Source organism: Alcaligenes pakistanensis, assembly GCF_014652815.1.
GTDB lineage: Bacteria > Pseudomonadota > Gammaproteobacteria > Burkholderiales > Burkholderiaceae_B > Alcaligenes > Alcaligenes pakistanensis.
The window spans coordinates 311,181-337,678 of sequence record NZ_BMZN01000001.1 but is presented as its reverse complement, the minus strand read 5'-3'; the positions used below and the strand labels follow the sequence as shown (position 1 = coordinate 337,678).

At 55.9% G+C, this 26,498-nt stretch carries 27 protein-coding genes; 23 read left to right on the top strand and 4 right to left on the bottom strand.

Features of this window, described 5'->3' with window-relative positions:
* The first annotated feature begins 74 nt into the window (after nucleotides 1–74).
* The 21 genes from IE156_RS01585 to IE156_RS01490 all read left to right on the top strand — a co-directional run bounded on the left by IE156_RS01585 (nucleotide 75) and on the right by IE156_RS01490 (nucleotide 20,842).
* Entirely contained in the window at nucleotides 75–779 is a 705-nt protein-coding gene (locus tag IE156_RS01585) for a TerC family protein (protein ID WP_189390740.1), read from the top strand.
* 4 nt (nucleotides 780–783) lie between these two features.
* Nucleotides 784–909: a hypothetical protein gene (locus IE156_RS18475; protein ID WP_268248086.1), complete on the top strand. Its 126-nt coding sequence runs from the start codon at nucleotides 784–786 to the stop codon at nucleotides 907–909.
* Nucleotides 906–1,868: a hydroxymethylbilane synthase gene (gene hemC, locus IE156_RS01580; RefSeq protein ID WP_189390739.1), complete on the top strand. Its 963-nt coding sequence runs from the start codon at nucleotides 906–908 to the stop codon at nucleotides 1,866–1,868. Before IE156_RS18475 ends, hemC begins: the two co-directional genes overlap by 4 nt.
* Before the next feature lie 6 nt (nucleotides 1,869–1,874).
* Entirely contained in the window at nucleotides 1,875–2,675 is an 801-nt protein-coding gene (locus IE156_RS01575) for a uroporphyrinogen-III synthase (protein WP_189390738.1), read from the top strand.
* A 24-nt stretch (nucleotides 2,676–2,699) separates the two neighbouring features.
* Complete coding sequence (locus IE156_RS01570; RefSeq protein WP_189390737.1) at nucleotides 2,700–4,055, top strand: uroporphyrinogen-III C-methyltransferase; 1,356 nt, start codon at nucleotides 2,700–2,702, stop codon at nucleotides 4,053–4,055.
* 3 nt (nucleotides 4,056–4,058) lie between these two features.
* Nucleotides 4,059–5,561 carry a heme biosynthesis HemY N-terminal domain-containing protein gene (locus tag IE156_RS01565; protein WP_189390736.1) on the top strand — a complete coding sequence of 501 codons (1,503 nt, stop codon included), beginning with the start codon at nucleotides 4,059–4,061 and terminating at the stop codon, nucleotides 5,559–5,561.
* A gap of 28 nt (nucleotides 5,562–5,589) precedes the next feature.
* Nucleotides 5,590–6,126: an inorganic diphosphatase gene (gene ppa / locus IE156_RS01560; RefSeq protein WP_189390735.1), complete on the top strand. Its 537-nt coding sequence runs from the start codon at nucleotides 5,590–5,592 to the stop codon at nucleotides 6,124–6,126.
* A complete protein-coding gene (locus IE156_RS01555) occupies nucleotides 6,123–6,818 on the top strand; it encodes a fumarylacetoacetate hydrolase family protein (protein ID WP_189390734.1) in 696 nt (231 codons plus the stop codon). The genes ppa and IE156_RS01555 overlap by 4 nt, the downstream gene beginning before the upstream one ends.
* A gap of 224 nt (nucleotides 6,819–7,042) precedes the next feature.
* A complete protein-coding gene (locus IE156_RS01550; RefSeq protein WP_189390733.1) occupies nucleotides 7,043–7,546 on the top strand; it encodes a sigma-70 family RNA polymerase sigma factor in 504 nt (167 codons plus the stop codon).
* A gap of 81 nt (nucleotides 7,547–7,627) precedes the next feature.
* Complete coding sequence (locus IE156_RS01545) at nucleotides 7,628–8,617, top strand: FecR family protein (RefSeq protein WP_189390732.1); 990 nt, start codon at nucleotides 7,628–7,630, stop codon at nucleotides 8,615–8,617.
* Nucleotides 8,618–8,904: 287 nt separating this feature from the next.
* Complete coding sequence (locus IE156_RS01540) at nucleotides 8,905–11,208, top strand: TonB-dependent siderophore receptor (protein WP_189390731.1); 2,304 nt, start codon at nucleotides 8,905–8,907, stop codon at nucleotides 11,206–11,208.
* 59 nt (nucleotides 11,209–11,267) lie between these two features.
* Nucleotides 11,268–12,392: a YncE family protein gene (locus tag IE156_RS01535; protein WP_189390730.1), complete on the top strand. Its 1,125-nt coding sequence runs from the start codon at nucleotides 11,268–11,270 to the stop codon at nucleotides 12,390–12,392.
* 134 nt (nucleotides 12,393–12,526) lie between these two features.
* Nucleotides 12,527–12,784 carry a hypothetical protein gene (locus IE156_RS01530; protein ID WP_009462197.1) on the top strand — a complete coding sequence of 86 codons (258 nt, stop codon included), beginning with the start codon at nucleotides 12,527–12,529 and terminating at the stop codon, nucleotides 12,782–12,784.
* Nucleotides 12,781–14,040 carry a hypothetical protein gene (locus IE156_RS01525; RefSeq protein WP_189390729.1) on the top strand — a complete coding sequence of 420 codons (1,260 nt, stop codon included), beginning with the start codon at nucleotides 12,781–12,783 and terminating at the stop codon, nucleotides 14,038–14,040. Before IE156_RS01530 ends, IE156_RS01525 begins: the two co-directional genes overlap by 4 nt.
* Nucleotides 14,037–14,639, top strand: a complete 603-nt coding sequence (locus IE156_RS01520; protein WP_189390728.1) for a pilus assembly protein TadE — start codon at nucleotides 14,037–14,039, stop codon at nucleotides 14,637–14,639. Before IE156_RS01525 ends, IE156_RS01520 begins: the two co-directional genes overlap by 4 nt.
* Nucleotides 14,636–15,256: a hypothetical protein gene (locus IE156_RS01515; RefSeq protein WP_189390727.1), complete on the top strand. Its 621-nt coding sequence runs from the start codon at nucleotides 14,636–14,638 to the stop codon at nucleotides 15,254–15,256. Before IE156_RS01520 ends, IE156_RS01515 begins: the two co-directional genes overlap by 4 nt.
* Nucleotides 15,253–16,134, top strand: coding sequence for a Flp pilus assembly protein CpaB (gene cpaB / locus IE156_RS01510; RefSeq protein ID WP_189390726.1), 882 nt, complete (start codon nucleotides 15,253–15,255; stop codon nucleotides 16,132–16,134). Before IE156_RS01515 ends, cpaB begins: the two co-directional genes overlap by 4 nt.
* Nucleotides 16,135–16,202: 68 nt before the next feature.
* Nucleotides 16,203–17,507, top strand: coding sequence for a type II and III secretion system protein family protein (locus IE156_RS01505; RefSeq protein ID WP_189391360.1), 1,305 nt, complete (start codon nucleotides 16,203–16,205; stop codon nucleotides 17,505–17,507).
* Nucleotides 17,497–19,137 (top strand): TadA family conjugal transfer-associated ATPase, encoded by a 1,641-nt coding sequence (locus IE156_RS01500; protein ID WP_189391359.1) that lies wholly within the window; start codon nucleotides 17,497–17,499, stop codon nucleotides 19,135–19,137. The genes IE156_RS01505 and IE156_RS01500 overlap by 11 nt, the downstream gene beginning before the upstream one ends.
* Nucleotides 19,134–19,979, top strand: coding sequence for a type II secretion system F family protein (locus IE156_RS01495; protein WP_189390725.1), 846 nt, complete (start codon nucleotides 19,134–19,136; stop codon nucleotides 19,977–19,979). The genes IE156_RS01500 and IE156_RS01495 overlap by 4 nt, the downstream gene beginning before the upstream one ends.
* A 2-nt stretch (nucleotides 19,980–19,981) precedes the next feature.
* Nucleotides 19,982–20,842 (top strand): type II secretion system F family protein, encoded by an 861-nt coding sequence (locus IE156_RS01490; protein WP_229840847.1) that lies wholly within the window; start codon nucleotides 19,982–19,984, stop codon nucleotides 20,840–20,842.
* Nucleotides 20,843–21,223: 381 nt separating this feature from the next.
* On the opposite strand, the gene IE156_RS01485 is transcribed toward IE156_RS01490, so the two are convergent.
* Together IE156_RS01485 and IE156_RS01480 are read right to left on the bottom strand one after the other, a co-directional pair.
* Nucleotides 21,224–22,003, bottom strand: a complete 780-nt coding sequence (locus IE156_RS01485) for a BPSS1780 family membrane protein (RefSeq protein ID WP_189390723.1) — start codon at nucleotides 22,001–22,003, stop codon at nucleotides 21,224–21,226.
* Between the two features lie 15 nt (nucleotides 22,004–22,018).
* Nucleotides 22,019–22,990, bottom strand: a complete 972-nt coding sequence (locus tag IE156_RS01480; protein WP_189390722.1) for a homoserine kinase — start codon at nucleotides 22,988–22,990, stop codon at nucleotides 22,019–22,021.
* A 203-nt stretch (nucleotides 22,991–23,193) separates the two neighbouring features.
* Between IE156_RS01480 and dusA the strand changes: the two genes are divergently transcribed.
* Complete coding sequence (dusA, locus tag IE156_RS01475) at nucleotides 23,194–24,186, top strand: tRNA dihydrouridine(20/20a) synthase DusA (protein ID WP_229840845.1); 993 nt, start codon at nucleotides 23,194–23,196, stop codon at nucleotides 24,184–24,186.
* A gap of 23 nt (nucleotides 24,187–24,209) precedes the next feature.
* On the opposite strand, the gene IE156_RS01470 is transcribed toward dusA, so the two are convergent.
* Together IE156_RS01470 and IE156_RS01465 are read right to left on the bottom strand one after the other, a co-directional pair.
* On the bottom strand, nucleotides 24,210–24,665 hold the full coding sequence (locus IE156_RS01470) for a CBS domain-containing protein (RefSeq protein ID WP_189390721.1): 456 nt from the start codon (nucleotides 24,663–24,665) through the stop codon (nucleotides 24,210–24,212).
* Nucleotides 24,649–26,001, bottom strand: coding sequence for a YihY family inner membrane protein (locus tag IE156_RS01465; RefSeq protein WP_444541878.1), 1,353 nt, complete (start codon nucleotides 25,999–26,001; stop codon nucleotides 24,649–24,651). The genes IE156_RS01470 and IE156_RS01465 overlap by 17 nt, the downstream gene beginning before the upstream one ends.
* A gap of 80 nt (nucleotides 26,002–26,081) precedes the next feature.
* Between IE156_RS01465 and IE156_RS01460 the strand changes: the two genes are divergently transcribed.
* Nucleotides 26,082–26,492 (top strand): DUF2069 domain-containing protein, encoded by a 411-nt coding sequence (locus IE156_RS01460; RefSeq protein ID WP_189390719.1) that lies wholly within the window; start codon nucleotides 26,082–26,084, stop codon nucleotides 26,490–26,492.
* Nucleotides 26,493–26,498: the final 6 nt, after the last annotated feature.

Here is a 26,498-nt window from a genome sequence, read left to right as displayed (position 1 = left end):
GGGAAAGCCCAGTGACAAAAAAGAGTGTCTGCCTGGGTAGGTAGATAAGTAATGTTTAGCAATACGGGAACGAAATGATTGAATTTCTCCAAACCCTTCATTGGGGTTCACTGTTTCAAATTGTATTGATTGATATTTTGCTCGGTGGCGATAACGCCGTCGTGATCGCGCTTGCCTGTCGCAATCTGCCCAAGCAGCAGCGCATGCAAGGCATTTTGTGGGGCACGGTCGGCGCAATTATTCTGCGCGTGATCCTGATTTTCTTTGCCCTGACCTTGCTGGATTTACCTTTCCTGAAAGTCGTGGGGGGTGTGCTGCTCTTGTGGATCGGCGTCAAGTTGTTGATGCCCGAAGATGATGAGCACGGCAGTATTCAAGGTGGTGGCACTATCTGGGCGGCGGTCAAAACCATTATCATCGCCGACTTTGTGATGAGCCTGGATAACGTTATCGCCATTGCAGGTGCAGCTCAAAACGCCCATCTGGATCACCAATTGGGCTACGTGATCTTTGGTTTATTGCTAAGTGTCCCCATTATTGTGTGGGGGAGTACCCTGGTTCTGAAGTTGATTGATCGCTTCCCGGTGGTTGTGACGCTGGGAGGCGCGTTGCTAGGTTGGATTGCCGGTGGCATGCTTGTCACTGACAAGATTGTGGAAAATCAATTTGGTGTCCAGCCCCAGCCTGTTAAACTCGGAATCGAGATTGTTTGTGCCTTATTAGTGGTGGCGCTGGGCAAATGGCTGGCGCATCGTAAAGGCTCTATCAAGGAAAATTAATTCTATGGCATTTTTTAAATCGTCCGACGCCAAAGGCCAGGAAAGCGGTTTGTCCCTGTTGCAAGGTTTAGGGCTGCTGGCCATTATTGGTATTGTTACCGCCGCCATCGTGCGCTACTTCGCTGCGTGATCGCTGTGGCTTCTACCCCTCAGGAATTGGTTATTGCCACTCGTGCTAGTCAACTGGCCTTGTGGCAAGCCAAGCATGTTCGCGACCGTCTGCAGCAGCTCTACCCGCAGTGCAAGGTGTCCTTACTGGAAATGACAACCCGTGGCGACCAGATTTTGGACCGTACATTGTCCAAAGTCGGTGGCAAGGGGCTGTTCGTCAAAGAGCTGGAAACTGCCTTGCTGGATGGTCGTGCCCATCTGGCGGTGCACTCCTTGAAAGACGTGCCGGTGGTTTTGCCCGAGTCTTTTGACCTGCCCATCATCATGGAACGGGACGACCCGCGCGATGCTTTTGTTTCCAATACTTATCCCAATCTTGCGGCTTTACCTGCTGGTGCCATCGTAGGTACCTCCAGCTTGCGCCGTGAGTCCCAGATTCGTGAACGCTATCCGCACCTGGACATTCGTCCTTTGCGGGGCAATGTGCAAACGCGCCTGTCCAAGCTGGACCGGGGTGATTACGACGCCATTATTCTGGCCTCAGCCGGCCTGCGTCGCCTGGAGCTGGCTGAACGTATTCGGGATTACATCTCCATTGACGACAGCTTGCCCGCCGCCGGGCAGGGGGCTTTGGGGATCGAAATTCTGAAGACCCGCAAGGATGTGGCGCAATGGTTGGCTCCCTTGGGTCATGAAACCAGTCACGTTTGCGCCTTGGCCGAACGTGCCGTGTCACGCGCCCTGGGAGGCTCCTGTCAGGTGCCTTTGGCTGCTTTTGCAACCCTGGATGGCGAGCAGCTAAACCTAAGCGGGTTGGTGGCTGAACCCGATGGTTCTACCGTCTACCGTGCCCAGATCAGCGGCCCGGCCGATCAGGCCGAGGACTTGGGCCTGTCATTGGCAGAAGATCTGAAGCAGCAAGGTGCCCAAGCGATCTTGGATCGCTTGCTGATGGAACAGCCTCAAGAAGGCCAGTAAATCGGCATGAATCTGCCCTGTGTATTGCTGACCCGCCCAGCGGGACGGAACGAAACCCTGTCGGTCACCCTGGCCGCGCAGGGTTTTTCTTCTTTGGTTTTTCCGGCCTTGACGCTGGAAGCGCAAAGCATCTCGGAGGCCCAGTGGCAAGATCCCGGTGATTTTGACCTGGTGCTGTTCGTGAGTAGCAGTGCGGTCAATTTTTACTTTGCTGCCTTGCGGGCACGTGCGCAAGCGTGGCCTAGTGGTGTTTTGTTAGCAGCGGTTGGCTCGGCCACCGCCGCCTGTTTACGCGCCCAGGATGGCGTGTCTCCTCAGGATGTACTGCATCCTGAAGGGGCCAATTCCTTACAGGACTCGGAGGCGCTGTGGGCGGTGCTTGAGCCGCGCTTGGGGGGTCTTAAACGTGTTTTGATTGTGCGTGGCCATAGTGGTCGCGAATGGTTGGGACAGCGTTTCGAAGATCACGGTGTTCAGGTCCAGCGTTTAGCCATTTATCAGCGTAGTGCTGCTTACTGGACTCCCGAACAGGGTCGCCAGATTCGTGACAGCTTGCAGTCCGGTCCCTTGGCCGTTTTGCTCAGCAGTTCTCAAAGTGCTGATGCCGTTTTTGCCAATGTGCAAAGACTGGGTTTGATGGATGTTTGGGCGCGTTGTACCTATGTGGTCATTCATCCGCGTATTCAGGAACATTTACAGTCCTTATTGCTGCAGGCTGGAATCGCAACGCCACCAATGGTAAAAAGGTGTACGCCAGACGATGATGACATTGTCGCTGCCTTGATGGCGGTGCTCTCGCGCGATTAGCCTCACACGGATTACAATCTTGCCATGAACGATAAAACAGAGAACGCATCCGCAAGCGAACCGGAGACTCCAATTTCCAGCCCAGCCAGTACAGCGGCTCCTCGTCCGTATTCCGAACCCAAGGAAAGCCCAGCTGCGCCCCAAAAGCGCAAAAGTGGCGCGGGTCCGGCGTATGCACTGAGCGCATTGGTGGTGGTTCTGGCTGCAGCCGGTCTTTGGTATCAGAATTCAATTCTGGAAAAACATAAAGCTGAACTGCAAGCGCAGTTGGCAACCAATGTCAGCACCACCGAGCAGGCTCGCCAAACGGCGCAACAAGCTTTGGCCCTGGCGCAACGTCAGTCCGACAAGCTGGCTCAGCTGGAAAAATCCTTTAACGATTCCACCGAACAGTTTCATGATCTGAGCCAGGCTTTCCAGACCATGACAGATAGCGGCTCGGAATTGGTTTTGCTAAATGATATTGATCATCTGGCCACCATTGCCCAGCAACAGCTGATGTTAGGTGGCAATGTGGCCAATGCCATTGTGTCTTTGGAAGCCGCTCAGGCTCAGTTGGCCCGCGCCAATCGCGTGGGGCTGGCCTCTTTGCAGCAAACCTTAAATGGCGATCTGGATCGCCTGCGCGCGGCCTCTACGGTGGATGTGGCCTCGTTGTCGCGTCAGTTGGACACCTTGTCGCGTTACGTCTCGGAAGCGCCTTTGCTGGTGCCTGACGATGTCGCTGGTGGTGCCAATACTGAAGCCTTGGATTTACAGACAGAAGCTGCCCAGCCCGTCGAGCTGGCGGCGGATGCCCCGTGGTGGGAACGTAGCTGGAATACGGTCGAGGAGTGGAGTGGTTCCGCGTGGCGTTCCCTGAGCCACGATTTGGGCCAGTTTGTGTCCATTCGTCGTGTGGACGATGCTGCTGCCTTGCTGATGTCACCCGATCAGGCCGCACGCCTGCGTGAAAATCTGCGCTTACGCATCATGGCTGCCCAGTTGGCCATGATGATGAATCAGTCCGCTGTCTGGCAGACCGAGTTGACTGCTGTGGCCACGGCGCTGGAAAAACGCTTTGACACGCAATCCACTCAGGTTCAGCAGGCGTTGCGTCTGACACGTCAATTGCAGGACACCCGCATCGGTGCGCGTTTGCCTACCGTTAACAACACCTTGGCGGCGATTGAAAGCTTGCGTCAGGCCCAGGCTGGCCGCAATCAGGAAGGCGCGGATGATGCCGGCACGGAGCCGGGTGATACGGATCCTATTTTGTCCGATCCTCCGCAGTCTGCCGAGCCAGTCAATCAGGAGTCTGGTGCTCCCGCCACTGAACAGCCTGAATCCGCTGATCCGGCCCCATCCGAGGCCGATCAGTCCGCTCAGGCGCAGGGGTAAGGTATGCGTACTTGGTTCTGGACTCTCATCTTATTTATTGCGGCCGTCGCCTTGGCACTGGTTCTGCGTGAACACGCCGGTAATGTCTATTTGGTTACCCCGCATTATCTGGCCCGCGCGTCGCTGACCTATGTGGTCTTGTGCACCCTGGGGCTGTTTATTGTCCTGTACGTGCTGCTGCGCTTGCTGGCCTGGTTTGGCGATGGCCCGGAGCGTTTTCGCCTGTGGCGTGGCCGTCGTGCTCAGCGACGCGATCAAACTCTTTTGGAAACAGGTTGGATCAGCATCCTGGAAGGGCGCTACGAGCAAGCAGAAAAAGACATGATGAAGCTGATGAGCAAAACCCGCTCGCAATCCAGCAAAGTCGTGGCTGGCTTGGCGGCTGCCCGTGCGGCGCATTATCAGGGACAGATTGCTCAGCGTGACCAAGCCTTGGCGGCCGCTCGTGCTGCCGCTGGCGATGATGTGCGCTTGAAAGAAGCCAGTGCGGTCGCGTCTGCCGAACTGTACCTGGATCAAAACCGAACTGAAGAGGCTATCGAGCTGCTGCAGGGCTTGCAAGACGCCAGTTCGCGTCATCTGCATGCGACACGCCTGCTGTTGCGTGCTTATCGTCAGCAGGGAAACGCCGAACGCGTTTATGAATTGACCCGTCTGCTGGTGCGCCGTAGCGGTATTGATCGCCAGGAAGCCTTGAATCATATCGAGTTTGCCGCTGCTGCTCGTTTGCGTGCCGGCGGCAACGAACAGTTCAAGGCCTTGTGGTCAGATCTGAAATCTGAAGAAAAACTCTTGCCTGGCATTGCCTTGGAAGCTGCTCTGATCCAGGAGCGTGAAGGTAATTACGACGAAGCTGGCCGTATTTTGGAACCTGCAATTGCCGTCAGTTTTGATGCTCGTTTGCTGGAAGCCTACGCTCAATGTCCTCCCGAGTTCGTGGGGCGCCGCTTGGCCAAAGCCGAAGAGTGGCTGCGTAGCCAGCCCAATAATCCGGTTTTGCTGTCCACCTTGGGGCATTTGTGCCTGACCAGCCAACTGTGGGGGCAGGGCGAACATTATCTGCTGCGCAGCCTGAAAATTCAGGGCGATCTGCGCAATCACGCTTTGCTGGGCAATCTATACGACAGCCTGGGCCGTCACGACGAAGCCGTTTCTTACTGGCGCAAAGCAGCGTCCATGGCAGGGACTTTGCCAGTACTGGCCATTAGCCGTGCCTTGCCGGCAGCCGATACGCGTCATGACCCCAGCCATACCGATGCTGACAGCCTTCCGTCTCAAGATGAGGATCTGCCGCGTTACACTTATGCAGCCAGTGCTGTGGCCGAGGACTTGCCGGATCATGGTCGTCCTTTGCCTGTCGTGGCCGAGCCTGTGTCACCGGCTACCGCGCCTAGCCAGGACACACTCAGCTCCTCGTCGGATCTGGATGATTATTTCGATACGGCTCCCATACCCGGGGTCGATCTCTCCCAAACTTCGGATCGTCCTCGACGTTCCAAGGATTAATTTCTTTTATTTTTAAAGGTTTGCAAGAATGAGCCTAGACCGCGTACCCGCTGGCGACAAGCTGCCCGACGAGTTCAATGTTGTTATTGAAATTCCCATGAACTCGGATCCCGTCAAATATGAAGTTGACGAAACCGGCGCGATTTTTGTTGATCGCTTCATGTTGACCGCGATGCATTACCCCTGCAATTACGGCTACGTTCCGCAAACCATTTCCGACGATGGCGACCCCGTTGACGTGTTGGTGATCGCTCCTTTCCCCATTCAGATTGGTGCCGTGATTGCTTGTCGCGCCATCGGCGTTCTGCACATGGACGACGAAGGCGGTGGCGATGCCAAGCTGTTGGCTGTGCCCACCGACAAACTCTACCCTTTGTACCGTCACATCCAGTCGCCTGATGATCTGCAGCCTGAAGAGCTGCAGCGCATCAAGCACTTTTTCGAGCACTACAAAGACATCGAAAAAGGCAAATGGGTCAAGGTTAAAGGCTGGGATGGTGTTGAGGCTGCCAAGAAAGAATTGGTGGACGGCGCCAAGCGTTTTGCAGACGGCCAAGCAAAATGAGTACCGTCATCCCCGCGCCAGCAGTAGCGGCACTGAACGTTCAGGGCAGTGATCAGGTTTTTCCTGTCCGCCGCATTTATTGCGTCGGCCGTAACTACGTCGAGCATGCTCAGGAAATGGGTTTTACCGGGCGTGAAGATCCTTTCTTCTTCTGCAAACCGGCTGATTCCATTTTGAATGTGCTGCCCGGCCAAGTCTGCGACATGCCTTATCCTTCTCGTACCCAGGATCTGCATCACGAGATCGAACTCGTTGTAGCTCTGTCCCAGGGCGGGCGTGATCTGACAGTCGAGCAGGCTGCTGAATGTGTGTGGGGATACGCGGTGGGTCTGGACATGACTCGCCGGGATCTGCAGACGCAAGCCAAAAAAGCCGGTCGGCCCTGGGAAGTGGGCAAAGCCTTTGACCACTCCGCACCGACCGGTGCGTTGGTGCCGCGTAGCCGTATTGGCGAGCTGTCCCAAGGTGCCATCACCTTGGACGTCAACGGTGAGCGCCGTCAGACGGGCGATTTGAATCAGCTGATCTGGAATGTGGCTGAATCCATCGCTTATCTGTCTAGCCTGTTCGAGTTGCAAGCTGGCGACATTATCTTCACGGGAACTCCGGCCGGTGTAGGCTCGGTGGAACGCGGCGATGTGATGCACGGTGCTATCGACGGTCTGGGCAGCATAGACGTGCGTCTGGTCTGATCCAAGTCTGAAGAGCAAGTCATGAGCCCGTCTGGAGATCAGTCTCCAGACGGGTTTATTTATTGAGCGAAGGCTTTGTCTCTGTGGAGCAGGGTGGAGCAAGGATCATAGCGTGCCATTCTTTTGTCCCAAGGTTTTGTTCCACTGCACTTAAAATTTAGGAACAATAATGAGAATCGTTGTTATTATTATGTCCCTTTGATCCACTCACCCCATGCTGCTCTATGTCGCGTTTTTCGTCCTCGCGTAAAGCTTGGCTCGTGCATTACCACGAGCTGGTCAAGACGTGGACGCGACGTTCCTCAAACAGCTTTGATGGGGAGGATGTGGCTCATGATGCGATTGCCGGAATGCTGGAGCAAGAGGGGGCCCGGATTAGCAATCCTAAGGCCTATTTGCATCGCAGTGCTGCCAATAGTCTGATACAGCGACAAAAGCGGGAGCAACCCGCTTTAACGATTCCCCTGCAGGATCTGACCGAGCAAGATCATCCGACGGTGTCGGGAGCCGAGGAGGCCGCGTATTGCGGCCAGCTTTCGGAGGCCCTGTTGGCGGCCCTGGATGAGTTGCCGCCCGTCTGTCAGCAGGTATTCTCCTACCACAGGCTGGAAGGCTGGACAGTGCCTGAGATCGCCAGTCATCTGGGCTTGTCTGTCAGTTCGGTAGAAAAGTACCTGACCCGCAGCATGCGCCATTTGCAGCTTAAGTTGCAGCAGTTTTCCTCTTAATATAACGATGCCCGTCATGAACACTTTTCCGTCTTCACCCGCATTGGTACAGGGATTCACCGGCGAGCTATCGTAGCGATTATGAGCTTATCCCATTCACTTCCCATTCCTGACGATCCTCATGACGCCGCCGCGTTCTGGTTTGCGCGCGTGCGAGGCGGTTTGATGCAGGAGGGTGATCAGACCTTGCTCAATACATGGCGTGAGCAGGACCCACGTCATGCGCAGGCCTATCAAGACATGGAAGCCATGTGGTCGATTGCGCAGGCGACACCGGATACCGCTTTCAAGGCGCGTTTGGCACAGAAGAGTCACCCGCAGGCATCGCGATGGGGGCGCAGATCCTTTATCGCCAGTTTGGGTGCCGCCTGTGCTGCGGCAGCGGGTGTGGCTATTCTGGGGCCGCAGCGTTGGCTGGAAAGTGAGCAATTCACCCAGCGTTATGTCAGTCGCAAGGGCGAGCGTCTGGAGCAGAGCTTGCCAGACGGATCGCTGATTAGTCTAAATACTGACAGCGCGGTATATGTGTCTTTTTATCGGTCGGAGCGCCGTGTCGTGCTGGAGAAAGGTGAAGCCTTCTTCCAGGTACGCTCCGAGGCAGAACGCCCCTTCAATGTCGATGCGGGCCAGACCCTGATACGGGTGACAGGTACTCGTTTTAATGTACGACGGGATGTGGAGGCTGTCGATGTGGCGGTCGAATCTGGTTCGGTGCATGTAGAGAGTGGACCTTGGTGGAATAGCGCTCATTACGACCTGGTGGGGCAGCAGGGTTTGCATCTGGGAAATGATCGATTGGCGTCCGTGCAGTCACGAAATATGGTGCAGGCTTTGGCGTGGCGTCAAGGCCGAGCAGTTTTTGATGCCGAGCCGCTGGAACGTATTGTGACCGAACTCAATCGCTACAACGAGCCCGGCATTGTGTTGCATAGCCCTTCCTTGCGCGGACTGCGTATAACGGGTGTTTTCAATGTGAATGACCCCCAGGCTTTTTTGGACGTCCTGCCGTCACTGGCACCGGTGCTGGTTGTCCAGGGGCCCGATGGTCGATGGGGTATTGCGGCTCTTTAGACCGACCCTAGATTTCTCTTTGGATACAATTTCTTTCAATTTAAGAACGAGAATCATTACGGGGTTTGCGCTTAATTGACTCTTATGAAGGAAGGGACTGTTTGCGTCTCTGATCGCCTTTGGCCAAAGGGCTTGACGCTTCGTGCGTTGCTTTCCTTATAACGAGTACTACGGTGTATCTACAGAACACAAATAAACGATGGCCTCTTTTCGCCTTACGTCCGGTGCAGGGCTTAGGGTTAGGCGTATTAGCACTGGCCTTGTCGTTCAGCCCCTTGGAGCAGGTGATGGCGCAGGATGTACCTGCCTTGTCGATCTCTATTCCGGCTCAATCACTGAATCAGGCTTTGCTTGAGTTGGGGCAGCAGGCAGATATTCAAATCTATTATTTGCCCGAGACCGTCAGTGGCTTGCAGGCCGCGCCCGTCAGTGGGCGCATGACGCCGCAGCAGGCCATGCAAAGTTTGCTGAAGGGGACGGGTGTGCAGGCCAGCTGGAAGGGGCGGACGGTTTCATTAAGCCGCCCAGGTCGTGATGACACGACGCAATTGGCTCCTATCACGGTCACTGCCAAGACGGGCTTGGCGACGGAGGGGAGTGGCTCCTACGTTGCCATGGGACCGACCACATCGGCCAGCGGACTGGAACTCTCACTGCGTGAAACACCGCAATCGATGACCGTCATTACGCATCAAAAAATCGAGGACAAGAATTACCGGGCTTTGGACGAGTCCTTGCGTGATGCGTCGGGGATCGTTGCGGTGCAAGGCAATGGCGATTCGCGTTGGGAGTATCTGGCGCGTGGCCACAGCATCTCCAATATTCAGTACGACGGCATCACGACCTCGACTCAAAGCTATTCGCGCGACATCCTGGCTGATGATGATTTGGCTATGTATGACCGGGTGGAGATCGTGCGTGGTGCCACGGGTTTGTTGGAAGGGTCTGGCAATCCATCGGCATCCGTTAATCTGATCCGCAAAAGACCCACCTCGACACCGCAATACTCGGCTCGGGTGACGGCCTCATCGTGGGAAAACGCACGTGGAGTGGTGGACCTGTCAAATTCGCTCAATGAGTCAGGCAGTGTGCGAGGCCGGGCGGTCATTGTTGCCGGGGGTGGCAAACTTTACCGGGACTACAACCGCCAAAAGGAACAGCTGTTCTATGGCGTGGTGGATGTGGATCTTACGGCAGCCACCACACTGAGCCTGGGCTTGTCACGACAGCGACAACATAACGACGGCTACAGCTGGGGAGGATTTCCGACCCGGGCCGATGGTTCGTTTTATGACCTGACGCCCCATGATTTTCTGGGTAGCGACTGGGAATATCTGGATCGCCGTCAGACGACTCTGTATGCAGACCTGGAGCACCGGTTTGACAGCGGTTGGGTGATGAAGGCGTTGACACGCGCAGCGTGGGCCGAGTCCGATTACGTCGCGAGCTACCCATGGTATAGCGGCGGCGCGCTGCGTAAATTTACCCAGAGCGTGGATATGCGTGACAAGCACTATGCTTTTAACGTCAATGCCAATGGTCCCCTGACGCTGTTCGGGCGTGATCATGATTTCTCGATCGGGATCAACGCGAACAAGGAGAATGAGCGGGTGGACGGCAGTTCCGCCGCCAACGTCCCTCTTGACCCACAGAACTGGAATCCCACAGCGCAGGCCAAGCCCACGTTTGGCTTGAATCCCTACTATGTAGACGAGAACAAGGAGGAGCTGGGGCTCTATGCCTCGGCGCGCTTCGATATCGCGGATCCACTGAAACTCATACTGGGTGGTCGTGTGAGCTGGTTCAAGTCCCAGTCGCACTACTACAAGACGGACTATTCGGCGGATGCCGAGTTTGTGCCCTACGTCGGCCTGGTGTACGACCTGAACGAGACTTACTCGGTCTATGCCAGCCACACTGGCATTTTCAAACCGCAAAGTTATTACGACATCAACGGCTCCTTGCTGGATCCGGTAAAAGGCACCAATCAGGAACTGGGTCTGAAGGGCGAGTTTCTGGATAAACGCCTTAATGCATCGATCGCGCTGTTCCAGCTGGAGCAGTTGAATTTGCCCACCCAGGTGGCCGGTGTGACGTATTGCAATCCCGCTGTGCTCTATTGCTATGAGGCGGCCGAGAAAGTGCGCACGCGTGGCTTGGAGTTGGAGGTGGCCGGGGCGCTTACCGATCGCTGGAACGTCAGCGCTGGCTATACCTATGCGCGTTCTCACTATGCTTCGGGCACCAAAAAGGGTGAGTTGTACAACGAACGCAGCAGCCCAGAGAATATGGTGAAGCTCTTCAGTACGTACAAGCTAGGCGGCGCCCTGGAAGGCCTGACCTTGGGCGGCGGCGTGCGCTGGCAAAGCAAAGTGTTCTACAAGGGGTCAAATTTCCGCATTGAGCAGCCTAGCTACGCCATCGTTGACCTCCTGGCCAGATACGACATCAACCGCAATACATCCGTGCAGCTGAATATCGATAACCTGAGCAACAAGCAGTATTACTCAAAGATCGGCTCCAGCATCAGCACTGGCAATTACCTTGGCAAGCCTCGCCAGGTGCTGCTGACGGTGAGTCACCGGTTCTAAATCTGCATGTGTCATTTTCCCTGGCTTTTTCAGCCAAGGATGTTTTCAAAAAGGTTTGTATGTCTGAAAAATTTACTTATTTAATGCGTGGTAAGCGGGCCATTTTTGTTGCCGCACTGCCTCTGTTTCTGCTGACTGGTGTGTCATATGCTGTGCAAGCGACTGCGACGTCTGCCGTATCCGCTCAAGTGTCAGAGGCTGTCCTGCAACGTGAAGTCGCACCGGGCATTTACGAGCTGGTGTATAGCCCGACATCCAAGGCCGTGTTTGTGGCAAGCACGGAAGAGTTGACCAGCAAGGGGGGCGGCACGATTTATCAGCTTGATCCGGTAACACTGGCGGTACAGAAAAAAATCGATTTGCCATTCAAACCGTTTGCCTTGGCCCTGGATGTACGCAGCAACACGCTCTATGCCGGTCATACGAGGGATGGTGCCGTTTCGGCTATTGATGCTTCAAGCGGTATCGTTAAGGGAACGCTGCATCATGGTGTAAAGGATGCCAAGGGCGAACCGGTGCACACGCGCCAGATCGTAGTAGATGAGGCCGCTGGTCAGGTCATCGTCAGCGGTGTGACAGACCTTGGTTTTATCTGGGTCATTGATAGCAAGACCTTCTCAACAAACCGCATCTTGCGCGACATTGAAGCGCCGACAGCGGGTTTGACCCTGGATACGACGAATCATAAATTGCTGGCCAGCGGCACTGCGGCCTACGCGGTGTTCGATACGCAAAGTTGGGAGCTGGTTGGCGACAACCGTATCCCGGAGAAGCTGTTGCCTGGCGATATCAGGCGACGTTTTTTGGTCAATACCGCGCTGGATAGCAAGAGCGAACGGCTGTTTGCCAATCAGCTTAATAATAGTGAGGGTACCTTGGTGTTTGACCTGAAAACGGGCGCTATCCTGCATAAAATTCCCACGGGATACATGCCGGTGGGGATACGCTATAACCCGATTCGCAATGAAGTGTATGTAGCCAGCCGAGGCAGTGGAACGCTAAGCGTGATCGACGCTAGCAGCTATGCCATCAAACATACTATTGAGCTGCCTGTGCATCCCAATACGATTTCTGTGACGCCTGATGGCCAGCAGCTTTATGTCAGTGTGAAGCAGCCATTTGCAAAAAAAGGGGAGCCGGAGCCCATTGATCAGGTAGCTCGTATTGACCTGCAGGCCTTGTGACGCTGACAGTGCCAAGTGCCGCATGAAGTAGCGGGATAGGACCATAGCCGGACAAGCCCATCCGGCTCGGTTTTTGCGAATATTCCGGCCCGCTGCCAAGGGGCAGACTGTGAACTGACTTTTGGGAGATTCCAATGAGACAGTTCATCAGGCGGCAGCGCGGCCAGGGTATGGTCGAGTATTTAATTATTGTGGCGTTGGTCGCTGTGGCGGCCATTGCCGTTTACCAGTCCTTTGGTCAGGTGATTCGCAATCAGACCGCCGCCATGGCCAAGGAGCTGGCGGGCGAGGACGGCTCCGAGCAGACTCAACAGGCTCAATCTGCCGCTTCAGCGGCGGCCGCTCAAGGTAGTGCCAAGAGCCTGAAATCCTTTACGGGCAATGCGCAATGAGGCAGCCCGAGCATCCACAAGAGGGGGCGGTGCTGGCCTGGGGCCTGATAGCGTTGGCGCTCCTGTCCGTCGCCTGGGGCGGCTACTTCCATGTGAACCAGATTGCCGAGCAACAAGGGCGCTTGTCCTTGGTGCTGGATGCGGCTGCGTATGGGGCGGCAACCGAGCAAGCCCGTACCCTGAATCTATTGGCGTATATCAATCGGGCGCAGCTGGGCCATCAACTGGCGCTCGGCCATTTGCTGACTTTAGCCACGTGGGATCGGGCGGCACAGACTCAGTCCGGGCAAGTTCGCCGGGCGAATCCTCCCGCCCATCTGATTGCCATGATGTTTGGTTCGGCGCATGGCTTGGCTTATACGCAGGCGCGTTCTGCTGGGGACAATCAACAGGCCTTGGAACAAGCGTTTCAGGCTCATCAACATTTGATCTACGAGGTGTTGGCTCAAGCTCAGCAGCAATTAGTGCAGGGCTTGCCGCAGCGTCGACAAGCCATTATTCAGGCGACTCTTGAAGGCAGTTTGCCTGATTGGCCTGCCCAGGCTTTGAGCTGGCAGTTCGAACAAGATGAATGGCCTCAGTTTTTGTTGTTGCAGGCAGGGCAGTCGCAGTGGCGGCGTGGTCTGGAGCATTTGGTTTCCTTGTATGGTTTCCTGGCTCCCCGTGATTACGAGGCACGCTCTTACCCCGGCGTAGATCGCCGCTGCCCTTTATGGCGTCACCATTTGCGCCGTTCTGGCCGGACCGAGTTTGATCGCTCCGGGCGCTGGCATTCAAACGATACGCAGTCCATGCATATGGTGCGATCCAATCGTTGGATAGGCTGCTACTTCCGTGAATATGCGATGGCTTGGGCGCTGCAAACACCTTTCCCTGTACCAGGCATATCGGCGCCAGACGACTTCTCAGGGCAGAGTTTTTGGAAATGGGCCCTGGAACAGGGGAATGGCTCTTTATTGTCGGCCCAAGGCAATACCGTGGCGCAATCCTGGGCACAGCGGGATGCCAGACCTTGGAGTCAAAGGCCGTGGGTCGATGGCTATGCCTTGGCTGATCACAGCCAGAGTGCAGGGCCAGACTTTGTTCTGAACTTGCAGGGCCAAGGCCATTTAGGGCAGACCGTTCATACCCGTGCAGCAGCTCAATCTTTTTTCTCTTTGCCACCGGGTAACACCGACTCTGTGGATGATGGACCCAGCCTGTTTGTGCCTTTTTGGCAGGCACGCTTGATGGACTCCGGGGGCCGTGGATCATGAGTAATCGACAAGAAGGCATGGCACTTATTGAGGCCTGTTTGCTAGGCGTAGTGCTGGGTTTAATGGTGATGGCCGGGCGATGGTTGATGCAGCAGCAGTATCGTTTGCAGCAAATGCAGCAAAGTACTCACCTGGCCTTGTTCAGTCATGATGCGCAAGGCAGGCCGGTTTCGGTGTTAAACAAGCCCGCTCAGGATGTGGGGCCCAGCCATTTTGTGGAGTCACCCATATCAACAGGCCAGGTTTTGCAATGGGAACTTCTGAGCCTGCGCAGTGGGGCCTGGACAGTACAGTCCCGTGTTCCTATCCCCTGGCCCCGTTGGCTGATCTCTTTGCCTACCCCTAGCCAATTGCAGCGTCAGTCCCAGTTGTGGGCGGCTGCTGGACAGTCAAGCAGTGCCCAACAGACCCGTCAGCGATTGGAGAGCAGTGAGACTGCCTGGGGTGAGGCCGTGGCTGCAAGCAGGCCTGCTGCCAGGGACACGGTACGGCAAGCGGGGCCTATGGATGCGGCCTGGCGGCGCACTCAGGCTGATCTGGATTGGTTAAGCCGATGGCAGGATGTTGTGCCTGATCGCAGGCACAAGGGGACACCATGAGACAGTTACTCGCCTTGTTTTTACTGGCCTTGTTGATGCTGAGTCCCGTGCCGGCCCAAACGCTGACCTTGCCGGACTCCCTGAAGGACTCCCGAATTCAGTGGGATCAAGCACAAATGACACAGACTGACTTTGGGCCGGTGTATAGCTGGGGGTTGATGACAGACCTGGATGCACAGACTTTGTCTTCCCGTTTAGAGCCATTTTGTGGGGCTCATTATGGCGCGTTCCGGCTGGTAGAGCAGTGGGTGTTTCTGCGTGCCAAAGACGGCAAGAACTGCGTCTTGTGGTTGGAAGACGTACAAGGCGCGACCTCCTTGGGCTTGTTAAGTGTTTCTGAGCAAAGCCCCTCAATTTCCTCGTCTTTTCAATCATCTGCAGCACCTATTGCCGGTCTCGTGTTGTGGCAACACGAACAGCCAGGGCAGGTGCAAAGCTGGCTTCTGCTTGCCGAACCTGATTGGCAAGCCGCTTTACATCAGAACGATTGGGGGGCTGAGGCTGGCGAGCGCTATTGGCGCAAAGGTCCTGCCGAACTGGATGTGGTGGAACTGGAGCATGAGCAGAAGCGCTACTTGCTGTTGATCTGCCGTGCCTGCCAAGCGGAGGTCTCATGATTCGGGCGAAATTCTTGTGGCTGTGTCGCCATCCCAGCGCAGGTTTCGGGCTGTTGGCGCTGCTGGCCGGTTTGTTGGCTGCGGGAACCAGCAGCCGTTATCTGGACCGACAGGAAGAGGCATTGCGGCAGGCCGCGCTGCGCGTGCAGTTGGATCGGGTGGTGGCAGCCTCGGCCTTGGCAGTCGGTACCGTGCTAGAGGCCGAGCACTTGGCGGCTCGTGCTTATCCGGCAGAACTGGTACCCAGTGATAGCTGGGATGCAGCGCAGTTCGAGAGCCTGATTGGCCTGGTGTTAGGCCAGCCACTGCGAGCAGGTGATCTGATCAGCAAGGCTCACGTGCAGGAGGCCAGCAGTCCCTTCTCGCAGCAGCTTTTAGCCGGTAGACGAGCATTGACGCTGCCAGTGGATGCTATCAGTTCCGTTTCAGGGCTGATTCGGCCGGGCGATCTGATTGATATCTATGTCAGTTTTGATGACAGGCAGCGCCGGGTAACGGCTCCTTTGTTGCAGTCGGTGCTGGTGTTGGCTACGGGACAAAAATCAGGAGAGGGTGTAGCGACCTCACGTTTGGATAAAGATGCCTACAGTACCTTGACGCTGGACGTAGGCCCAGATGATGCCTTGAAACTGCTTGCGGCCAGACAGCATGGGCGCATCAGTGCTTTGCTGCGTAATCCTGATGACCATACGCCTCATCAGGCGGCGGTGCGCGGAGAGCTGGCCGATATTCTGGGCTTGGGGCAGGGGATGTCGCCCAGGCCGCCTGTGCAGGTTCTGTACGGGAATCGCCCGGGTGGCCAAGTCAGTCAAGCGGAGCAGGAGCGGTTGGGGTGGTTGGATATGCCCGACAGTTTTTCGATGGGGCAGCAGCCATGAGCAAAACTCGTTATAGGCTTTACCGAGCGGCTTTGGGCTTGTTGTCCGCTGCGCTATTTGGACTCAGCATGCAAAGTCAGGCGCAAGGCTTGGCTTTGCAGGTCGGTGAGTTGCTGGTTCTGCCGGATACACACGTGGAGCGTGTCGCCGTGGGAGATGGCGATATTGTCCATGCTGTTACGACGGAGTCAGGGGAGCTGATTTTATTCGCCCGTAAAGCGGGCAGTACGGTAGTGCAGGTCTGGTCCAGCTCCGGACAAAACCAGTCCTATCAGCTTGAGGTGTCACCCGAAAACCATCGGCAGACAGTAGCCGAGCTAAGAAGTTTGCTGGAGCGCATCCCTGAACTTCGGATTAGTGAATTGGGCGGGAAGCTGGTGCTGGAAGGAGAAGGCCTGAGCGATCAGGATAAGCAAAGAATCCAGGCTTTGAGCCAGGAGCATCCCCAACTGCTGGACTTTACTCAGCAGGACGGCTGGGAACCGATGGTGCTACTGGATGTGCAGGTAGTGGAAGTGCCGCGTAATAGCTTGCGCGAGCTAGGGGTGCGTTGGGATGGGAGTTCTCAAGGTGGCTTGAGTATGGGAGGTGGCTGGGACGCAGCGACACATCAATTTCTGGATCGCCCAGGGGAGGCAGTCTTGCCTTTAGCGTTCCCTGCTCGGCAAGGGGCGGCCTTTTTTGGTGTCGGAGCCTTGATGTCGGCACGTGTGCAGGCCATGGCGCAGGAAGGCCATGCCGTGGTGCTGGCGCAGCCGCAGCTATTGGCGCGTAGCGGCTCGCAGGCTGAGTTTTTGGCTGGAGGAGAACTGCCCTACACCACCACAGACGATAAGGGGAATAGCAAGACCAGCTTTAAGCCCTATGGGGTTTCCCTGCGTATCGTACCCAGAGTCGAGCGTGGAGGTTTGGTGCGCTCAAAGATTGAGGTGGAAGTCAGTTCAGTGGATGCCAGCTTGTCTCAACCTGCGGGGCCATCTTTAAAAACACGTCGGGCTTCAACCGAGTTCAATGTGCGCTCGGGGCAGACTTTGGTGCTGGCCGGATTTATTTCGCGTGAAGAGTCTCGCCATGTCGACCGCTTGCCTGGTTTAGCCAGTTTGCCGGTACTTGGGGCCCTATTCCGTTCCGAGCGCTTTGCCCGTCAAGAAACAGAGCTGGCTGTATTTGTGACGCCTACCTTGGTGGTTGCAGAGCATCCTGATTTGCTGGCCCGCCAAGCGAATGCGGCACAGTGGCTGGATCAAACCTTCCCGGATGCCCCTCGCTTGAATACACCCTTGCGTCCTGCACCCAAGGGATCAGCGGCGTGGCAGGGCAATCGTTCCCAATGGGTGGAGCCAGACAGCGAGGTGTTTCGTGTTGAACCTTGAGCTTGAGTCAGAACTGGGGACGACGCGCCCTTGGCTCGTGAATTTACCGGCTTTGATAGGGCGTGATCCTGCCTGTGACGTGGTCTTGCCGTCCTGGCGTATTGCGCGTCAGCATGCCAGCTTGTTGGAGCGTGCTGGAGCGGTGTACATCCAGGATCATGGCTCGCTGACGGGAGTCCATCTGAATGGTAAACGGGTCTATGACGATGGCCCTTTGCGTCAGGGAGACGTACTGGGGCTGGGCGGTTTCAAGTTGCGGATTACTGGTTTTGGGCAGCAAGTACCGGGTGAGACGGCAGCGCAGAATCAACTGAGCAGTCCTGAGGCTGGGCAAGGTGAGGTTTATGCTCTGGCCGAGCCGGGCTTGCCCATGCCGCGCGACAGTCGCTTGCTGCCGGAACGGAACGAGGCACAGGTTTCCAATAGTGAGCTGTTCAGGCAAGAGCAGCAGCGCCTGCATCACGCTTTACTCGGTGCTTTGGAATTAGAGCGCCGGGATTTATCACGGGTGACAGACATGCAGCTACAGCAGGAGGCCTTTGCTTGTCTGGGACGCCTGATTCAGGAGCAATGCGCGGTGCCAGAGGAAGAGCGCGCCAGACTGCAAGCCAGTGTATGTGCAGAGGCCGTGGGTTTGGGGCCTTTGGAGCCTTTGCTGGCGGATTCCTCAGTCTCGGAAATCATGGTCAATCGTTATGACCGGGTATTTGTGGAACAGGCTGGGCGACTCAAGGCCCATCCTTTGGAATTCAGCAGCGAATCGGCCTTACGGGCGGTTATTGACCGTATCCTGGCCCCGCTAGGCAGGCGGTTGGATATCAGTTCGCCAGCAGTGGATGGTCGATTGGCTGATGGCTCGCGTTTTCATGCGGTGCTCGCTCCCATTGCAGTCAAAGGAACCTGCGTGACCATACGCAAGTTTCCTAAACGCCGCTTGGGGCTAGAGGACTTGCTGCAGGCTGGCAGCCTGTCTCAGGAGATGGCAGATTTTCTACAACAGGCGGTACGGCGTCGTTGCAATATTCTGGTGTCGGGCGGTACGGGCACGGGCAAAACTACTTTGTTGAATGTGCTGAGTACCTGCATTGATGCCGGGGAGCGCCTGGTCACCTTGGAAGATGCCGCCGAGTTGCAACTACAGCACAGTAATTGGGTGGCGTTGGAATCACGGCCAGCCAATGCCGAAGGCCAGGGGCAAGTAGATATACGCAGCCTTTTGCGGCAGGCCTTGCGTATGCGGCCAGATCGGATTGTGGTGGGCGAGTGCCGGGGTGCCGAAGCCTTCGATATGTTGTCAGCCATGAATACTGGCCACGAAGGGTCTATGGGCACCTTGCATGCCAATACACCGCGCGATGCTTTGTCTCGACTGGAAGGCATGGTTTTGATGGCCGGTCTGGATTTGCCCTTGCTGGTCGTGCGGGAGCATATTGCCCGGGCTTTGCACATTATTGTGCAACTGAGCCGTTTGCCCGATGGCAAGCGTTTGGTTCATGAGATTGTGGAAGTGACTGGTATCGAAGCGCAGCGTATTCAATTGCAGACTTTGTATAGCTATGGCCCGGAACTTGGCTTCGCGTCCAGTGGCTTGAGGTCTGAGTATGTTTCCCCCACAGAGGGGCAGCCATGAAGCTTCTAAGTATTTTGCTGACGGTCTTTGGTACTAGCGTTCTGGCGTATCTGTTATTGCGCCTAGGGCAGAGACTGGTCACACGCTACAGACAGCAATTGCTTAGGCAATCAGAGCAGAGCTTGCAGTCGCATTTTGTGTTTGTGCGTAGTCAGTATCTTGCGCTGGGCGCGTGGGCTTTATTGCCTCTTGTTTTTCTGGGCGCCTGGTGGCTGATTCAGTCTGTTTGGCTAGCAGTGATAGTCGCGCTGTTAGCCGCCGTGACGCCCTTATTTGTCTTGCGCTGGATGGGGCGGCGACGATTGGAGTCTTTACGAAGGCAATTGCCGGACTTTGTGCTGTCTTTGGCCTTGAGCCTACAAGCGGGCTTGGCTTTGCAAGCGGCTTTGCAGCAATTGTCTCAATCTTTGCCTGCACCGTTGGGACAGGAGCTGCGTTTGCTGTTGCGTCAGCTGCGTGTGGGTTTGAGCTCCAAGGACGCATATCAGAACCTGTTAGAGCGAATACCGGTGTCCGAGCTGGCTATGTTTGTCAGTGCCTTGCAAATGGGGCAGAGCACGGGGGCCGGACTAGGGGAGCGCTTGAAGGTACTGGCGCAAACGATTCGGGCGCGCTTGACCATTGAGGACAAGATTCTTGCCTTGACTGCTCAAGCACGCTTGCAGGCACGGATTATGTTTTGCCTGCCGGGTTTTGTAGCGGGGGCTCTGTATCTTCTCGATGCCACCGCATTTGAGCAAGCCTGGTTCAACTCCTTGGGCGTTTGGGTGGCCGGGGGGATTGTCGCCATGCTGACGATGGGGCTGTGGTGGATGCAGGTGATTTTGCGAGGAGATGAGTGACTATGCTAGTACTGGTTTGGTCACTCACTGCCTTGAGTACTGCTTTACTGGTGGTCGCACTCCTCTGGTCCTGGCGGGGGCGCTATCTGCTCTTGTTGGAAGGGGGCAGCAGTTTGGGACAGGCGGCTTGGCAGGCCTGGGAAGCACCGTTTTCCAGAGTGTTGAGTCTGTGCCTGTCTTTGCCTTTTGTGCAGGAGTGGTCAGCACGCCTGTGGGGATCGTATGCAAATGAAATACAGGTTTTTCTAAGTAAACGAGTGGCTTTGAGCTGTTTGCTGACTGGCGTGGCGGGTATCTTCTTGTTGAGTCAGGGGGCTGTGCTGGTCGAGATTGTAGGCTTGGTGGCTGTGGGCCTTTTGATGAGCCTAGTGCAGGCCATCTCGCGGGGCAGAGCTTTACAGCGTCAGCATCACTCACGTTGCCGCCGGGACTTGCCGTTTTTTCTGGATTTATTGGTGCTGGCAGTGGAGTCTGGTCAGGGTTTGCAACAAGCCTGGGCTCTTGCTATGGAGGCCGTGCCGCAAGGGAGTTTGTTGCTCAGCCTGAATAAAGTGCAAGGGGAGGTACGGGCGGGGCGGCGTTTGCCGCAAGCCATGCGTAATGTCGCTTTGACTTTCAGGCAAACGGAGTTGGAGGAATTGGCTTTGTCTTTGGAGCTGGCTCAGGACACCGGTTTGTCTTTGGCCTTGCTGCTGCGATCTCAAGCGGAAAAACTGCGTAGTCATCTACATTTGGAAGCTGAACAAAGAGCGCTCAAGCTGCCTGTGTATTTATTGGCGCCCTTGGTTGTTTGTATTTTCCCCTGTACTTTTTTGGTCATTGCCATGAGCTTGTTGGGGCCTTGGCTGGCAGGGGGAGGCTAGGGTGATGCCGATAGCGACTAATCCGCCGTTGACGCGGCCTCTGTATTTGCTTGAGGCCAGCACATTCTGGATGCGTTGGCGTGGCTGGAAGGCGTGCTCACAGGGAGCAGACTTCACGACTGCTGTGTGGCTACGCCCTTGCCGTGCAGTTCATATGTGGGGAATGCAACAGGCCCTGGATATTTGTTTTCTGGATGAAGCTGATCATCCTTTGAGGTTTTGTCCGGCGGTCCCTATCGGGGGAGTGCGTTTGTGTCGGAGAGCCAGATCGGTGCTGGAGGCCCCGGTCAGCTATTTATCTGGACCGGAGCAGTTTGCCCCTTGGGCCGCTGCCCTGCGACAATTACGTCAAACAGGGGGCGGGGTGTGGTTAGACTGGGTTTAGCTATGTTGAGCTTCGCCTGCTGGATCACCAAACACGCTGCGGTAGGCGGGGTAGAAGCTGGCGTAAAGGATAGCGGCCATGGCCAGATTAATAGGGGTCAGGACCATGGTGGCGGTGCTTGGACTTAAGCCTGCGCCCAAGAGCAGTTCACCCAAGGTTTGGATGGCGAAAAAGGCGCCTGCCCAGCATAGGCCGTAGAGCAGGAAGGCGGCCTTGTTGCGCCAGCAGGCGATCATGGAAAAGAACAGCGCTTGTTTGACGGGGACGGCATGCCAGCCTACCAGGGCCGGAGCGTGCCAGAACAAGGCGGACAGGCCCAGATACAGCACAAAGAACAGCAAGATGGGCTTGCGAAAAGCCGCCATGACAGCTTCGGGGCTGGCCGTGCTGCTGTTGTCCATCAACTGCGTCAGTTCATTGACGAAGGGAAAAGTCGCCACAAAACCAACGGCCAGACAAGCCAGCAAATAAATAAAACCCAGCTTGATCAGGCGGTTGCGAACCGGGGCCGGTTTCAAGGGCTGTGTCCACATGCCTAAGCGTATGACTTCACCCTCATAAATTCGACGGCAGGCGTTCTGGATGATGAAGGTCATGGTCGGCACCAGCACGATCAGGACCATCTGGCCGATGATGGGGAAGATATTGCTCAGGTTGATCAGGATGGATGTGATCAGGCTCCAAAAGAACAGAGCAGCGGGTTGCAGCTTGAACAAGCGCACTCCTTCCTGAATCCAGTACCACCCGTAAAGAAAGGGGAGCTTGGCAGCTTGCATAATCAGTATCCGTATTTATCGAGGGAGCGCCGGTACAGCATGGTCGCGACGCTGGCGCAGGACACGCTCAAAATGCCGCGGGTCGTGCGGTTTGAGGGTCTGGGCGGGGCGGGGCAGATAAAAGTCGTACAGGCGCGAGATCCAGAAGCGCAGCGCGGCGGCCTGAATCAGTATAGGCCAGGCGATATGTTCGGCTTCGGTAAAGGGGCGTACCTGCGCATAGGATTCCAGCCAGGCCAGGGCTTTCTCCTGGTTCAGGGCACCGCTCAAGCGGTCAATGCACCAGTCGTTCACGGCCACGGCCACGTCAAACAGCCAGGTGTCGCAACCAGCAAAGTAAAAGTCGATGATACCGCCCATTTGGGGTGCTTCCGAGGTACCGGCAAAGAGCACGTTATCGCGGAACAGGTCGCAGTGGGCGGGGCCTTGTGGCAGAGCGCGGTAGGTGTCGCTATTGGCAAAACGGCTTTGCTCTTGCAATACGTTCTGAATCAGCTCGGACTGGCTTTCGTCCAGAAAAGGCAGCACCTGGGGGACCGTCGTTTTCCACCAGCTCAGACCGCGCAGATTAGGCTGTTCAAGGGGGAAATCCTGGGCGGCCAGATGGGCCTGCGCCTGGGTGCGGGCGATCTGGCGGCAGTGCTCGACCGTAGGCTCGGGTTCATAGCCGCCACGCAAGCGGGTCACAATGGAGCAGGGCTTGCCATGCATGACACAGATACGTTTGCCGTCACGGCGGGTCATGGGTTCCGGAACCGGGACACCCTTGGCAGCCAGATGGTGCATCAGCTCAATGTAAAAAGGCAGTTGCTCCAGCGTCAGGACTTCAAACAAGGTCAGAACGTACTCGCCCTGAGTGGTGCTCAGAAAGTAATTGGTGTTTTCAATGCCGGCGGTAATGCCACGTAAGGAAACAAACTCGCCAATTGTGTAGTGTTCCAGCAGTTCGCGGGCGTCAAGTTCGCTGACAGAAGTAAAAACAGCCATGCTTTCAGTGAGGGTCCGGTTGGGGCGCCCTAATTAGGCGCGCAAGTATGTCAAACGGCCGATTTTAGACCAGTGCGCTCGCTTTTTGGAGCCTTGTAGCGATTTACCGTGCTTTATCTTCATCCTGTGGTCGGCTGAAACCATTAAAATGGCTTCTTTTCCTCTTGAACAGGCCTGGCATTCAGGCTTTTTGTTATCTGTTTATGACTAATTTTGTGATGCCGGACAGCCAGATGTGGCGTTTGAGTGTGGCGCCCATGATCGATGTGACCGATCGCCACAGCCGCTTTTTTCATCGTCTGCTGGCACCGCGTGCCTTGCTGTTTACCGAGATGATCGCCACGGGTGCCTTGACGCACGGTGATCAGGCTCGTCATTTGGATTTTGATCAGACTGAACATCCGGTGGCTTTGCAACTGGGCGGCAGCGATCGAGAGGCCTTGGTCACCAGTGCGCTGGCAGGTGAGAAATGGGGCTACGACGAAATTAATCTGAACTGTGGTTGCCCGTCCGAGCGTGTGCAAAAGGGCGCATTCGGCGCCTGTCTGATGAACGAGCCGCGTCTGGTGGCTGACTGCGTCAAAGCCATGCAGGATGCTGTATCGGTACCCGTTACCGTCAAGCACAGGCTGGGCCTGGACTACAGCGAGTCGTATGATTTTGTGCGGGACTTTGTTGGTATTTTGTTCGAGGCTGGTTGCCGTGTGTTCACGGTGCACGCTCGTAATGCGGTATTGAAAGGTTTGTCGCCTAAAGATAATCGCGAAATTCCACCTTTGCGCTACGACGTAGCTATGCAGTTGAAGAAGGATTTTCCCGAGGCGCTGTTTATTTTAAATGGCGGTATTCACGAAACCGATCAGGCGGTTGCGCTGGAAGAACAGTTTGATGGCGTGATGCTGGGTCGTGCAGCCTGGCATACCCCGGCGGTCTTAGGCGATATTCACCGCCGTTTGTGGCCCGAGGATGCTCTGCTAGATGAGGACACGGTTGTCGAGCAAATGATTGCCTATGCCCGGCCGCACGTTCAGGCTGGCGTGCCCTTGCGCATTGTGATCAAAAGTATGTTGGGTTGGCCGCATGGCAAGAAGGGCGCACGTCAGTGGCGTCGCACTTTGTCGGATCACACCTGGCTGGCTAAAAACGACCCAGGCCTGCTTGCGCAGGCCTGGGAGGAATTGCAACGCCACCAGTAGTGGGCGGCGCTTGACGCGCTGTCTTAGGACGCGCTGGCGGAGTCGGTAGGCCAGTCGCGGATATAGGCTTTGAGCATATTGTTCTCGAACTGTTGGGCGTGAACAATAGCGCGGGCCATATCGAAAAAGGAAATAACCCCCATCAGCACCGGGCCGTCCATGACAGGCATGTAACGGGCGTGGTTGTTCAACATCAGGCGCTGCACTTCGTCGGCGCTGGTGTTGGGGGTGACGCTTACGGGGGCGTCGTCCATGATGCTGCGCACCGTAAAGCCCTGGGCTTTATTCCCTTGGGCGTGCCAGTGGCGAATAATTTCGCGAAAGGTCAACATACCCACCAACTGACCATGTTCCATGATCACCAGCGAACCGATATCGAGCTCGCTCATGCTCTGCACCGCTTTTTCTACGGTCATGTCGGGGGTGCCTGTATAAAGCGTGTCTCCCTTGACACGCAGGATTTCACTGACTTTTAACATACTGGGTCTCCTGACCGGGATCGGCGTTTAGTATGGCTGGTTGTCCTGTCAGAATGCCTTGCGGGGATTCAAACAGTTCTTCCAGATTGGATAGTCGCTGATCGAAAAACTGAGAAAGATAATTGAGTACATATTCTAGCGGACCCTCGTGCGTATGGGCGCGGTCCAGCAAAAATGCGTTAGTGAGTTGTTTCAGGCTGACCAGACGCAGATCGCCGCTCAATACCCAGCGCTCGTCATTGTCTTGCTGGGTATCGGCAATCAGGCCCATAGATTTGAGTTGGCACAAAATGCTGTAGAGCTCATCGGGGTCTCGTTCAAGACTATGGCTGAGCTGGCGTATGCTCAAACCCGGCTGGGCGTCCTTACGGTTCAACCAGAGCTGATAGAGCAGGTTGACGGCGTCGGTAAAGGCGATGCCCGGTACATTTAACTTTACCCAGTTACGACCACGCCAGTCCGGCAAAATAGCCACCATGGATGCGCCCAGCAAAACGATCAGCCAGGAAATATAAATCCACAGCAGGAAAATCGGGAAGGCGGCAAAGGCACCGTAAATAATGGTGTAGGTTGGGAAGCGGGTCAGATAGAAGGCAAACGCGGCTTTCATCAATTCCAGTACGGCGGCGGTCGCAATACCGCCAATCAGGGCGTCACGCCACCAGACGCGCCGGTTGGGCACATACATGAACAGGGCCATCAAACCCAGCGCACTGAACAGGAAGGGCACATAGGCCAAGGCAAAAGACACGATGCCTGACAGATTGCCGATATAGCCTAGGGATTCCCGCGCCAGGATGGAGGTGGCCCATAAGCTGGCACCCGTCAGGATGGGGCCCAGGGAAATAATCGCCCAGTACACCAGCAAACGCTGACCCAGGGGGCGTTGGACATGGACCTGAAAAATATTGTTGAAAGTCTCGTCGATCGTCATGATCAGCATGATGGACGTGACGATCAGGAACAAGCTGCCCACGGCCGTCAGGCTGGAGGCTTTGGCGGCGAACTGGTTCAGGTACATCATGATGTTGTCCGACACGACTTCGGGCATCAGACTGCGAGTCAAAAAGCCCTCCAGAGCCTTTTCAAATTCCTGAAACAGAGGGAAAGCAGTAAACAGTGCCAGCACCACGGTCAGCATCGGCACAATCGCCAAAATCGTGGTGTAAGTCAGGCTGGATGCCACTTTCATCAAGTCTTTTTCTGCCACCCGTTTCACCGCAAAGCGGGCCACACTTAAAACGTGGTGCTTGGTAGTGGGTTCTGGCGGGCGCTCTTGGCTTGCGGCAGGATTGCTTGGGTTCAAGTCGGTCTGCTCGGCTTGCTCAGAGGTCATAGAGGAGTTCTCGTCGTTTTTCATAGCGGTTTGCTGCGGCGGACGCTGCTTTTCGACAGGGTTCAGGTGATAATAACAGCATGCATGAACCTTTAAACCCCATACTTCATCGAGTGGCGGCCGTGGCTTTGGTCGCCTTGATTGCCTTGTGCCTGGCCTGGGAGCTGCATTTTGCGCCCTTGAAACCCGGCGGCTCCTGGCTGGTGCTGAAAGTAATTCCTTTGGTGCTGCCCTTACGCAGCGTGCTCAAAGGCAATTTATATACTTTGCAGTGGACCTCCATGATGATTCTGCTGTATTTCGCAGAAGGTGTCATGCGCGCTTGGTCGGACCCGGTTGCCGACGTGCTGCCTTGGGCGATTGCAGAAATCGTGCTGTCCCTGATTTATTATTTCTGCGCCATTTTTTATCTCTGGCCTGCCAAGAAAGCAGCCAAACAGCGCAGCAAGGCCGAGAAAGCCGAGGCTGCAAAAGCCATTAAATCGGCCTAAGGAGGT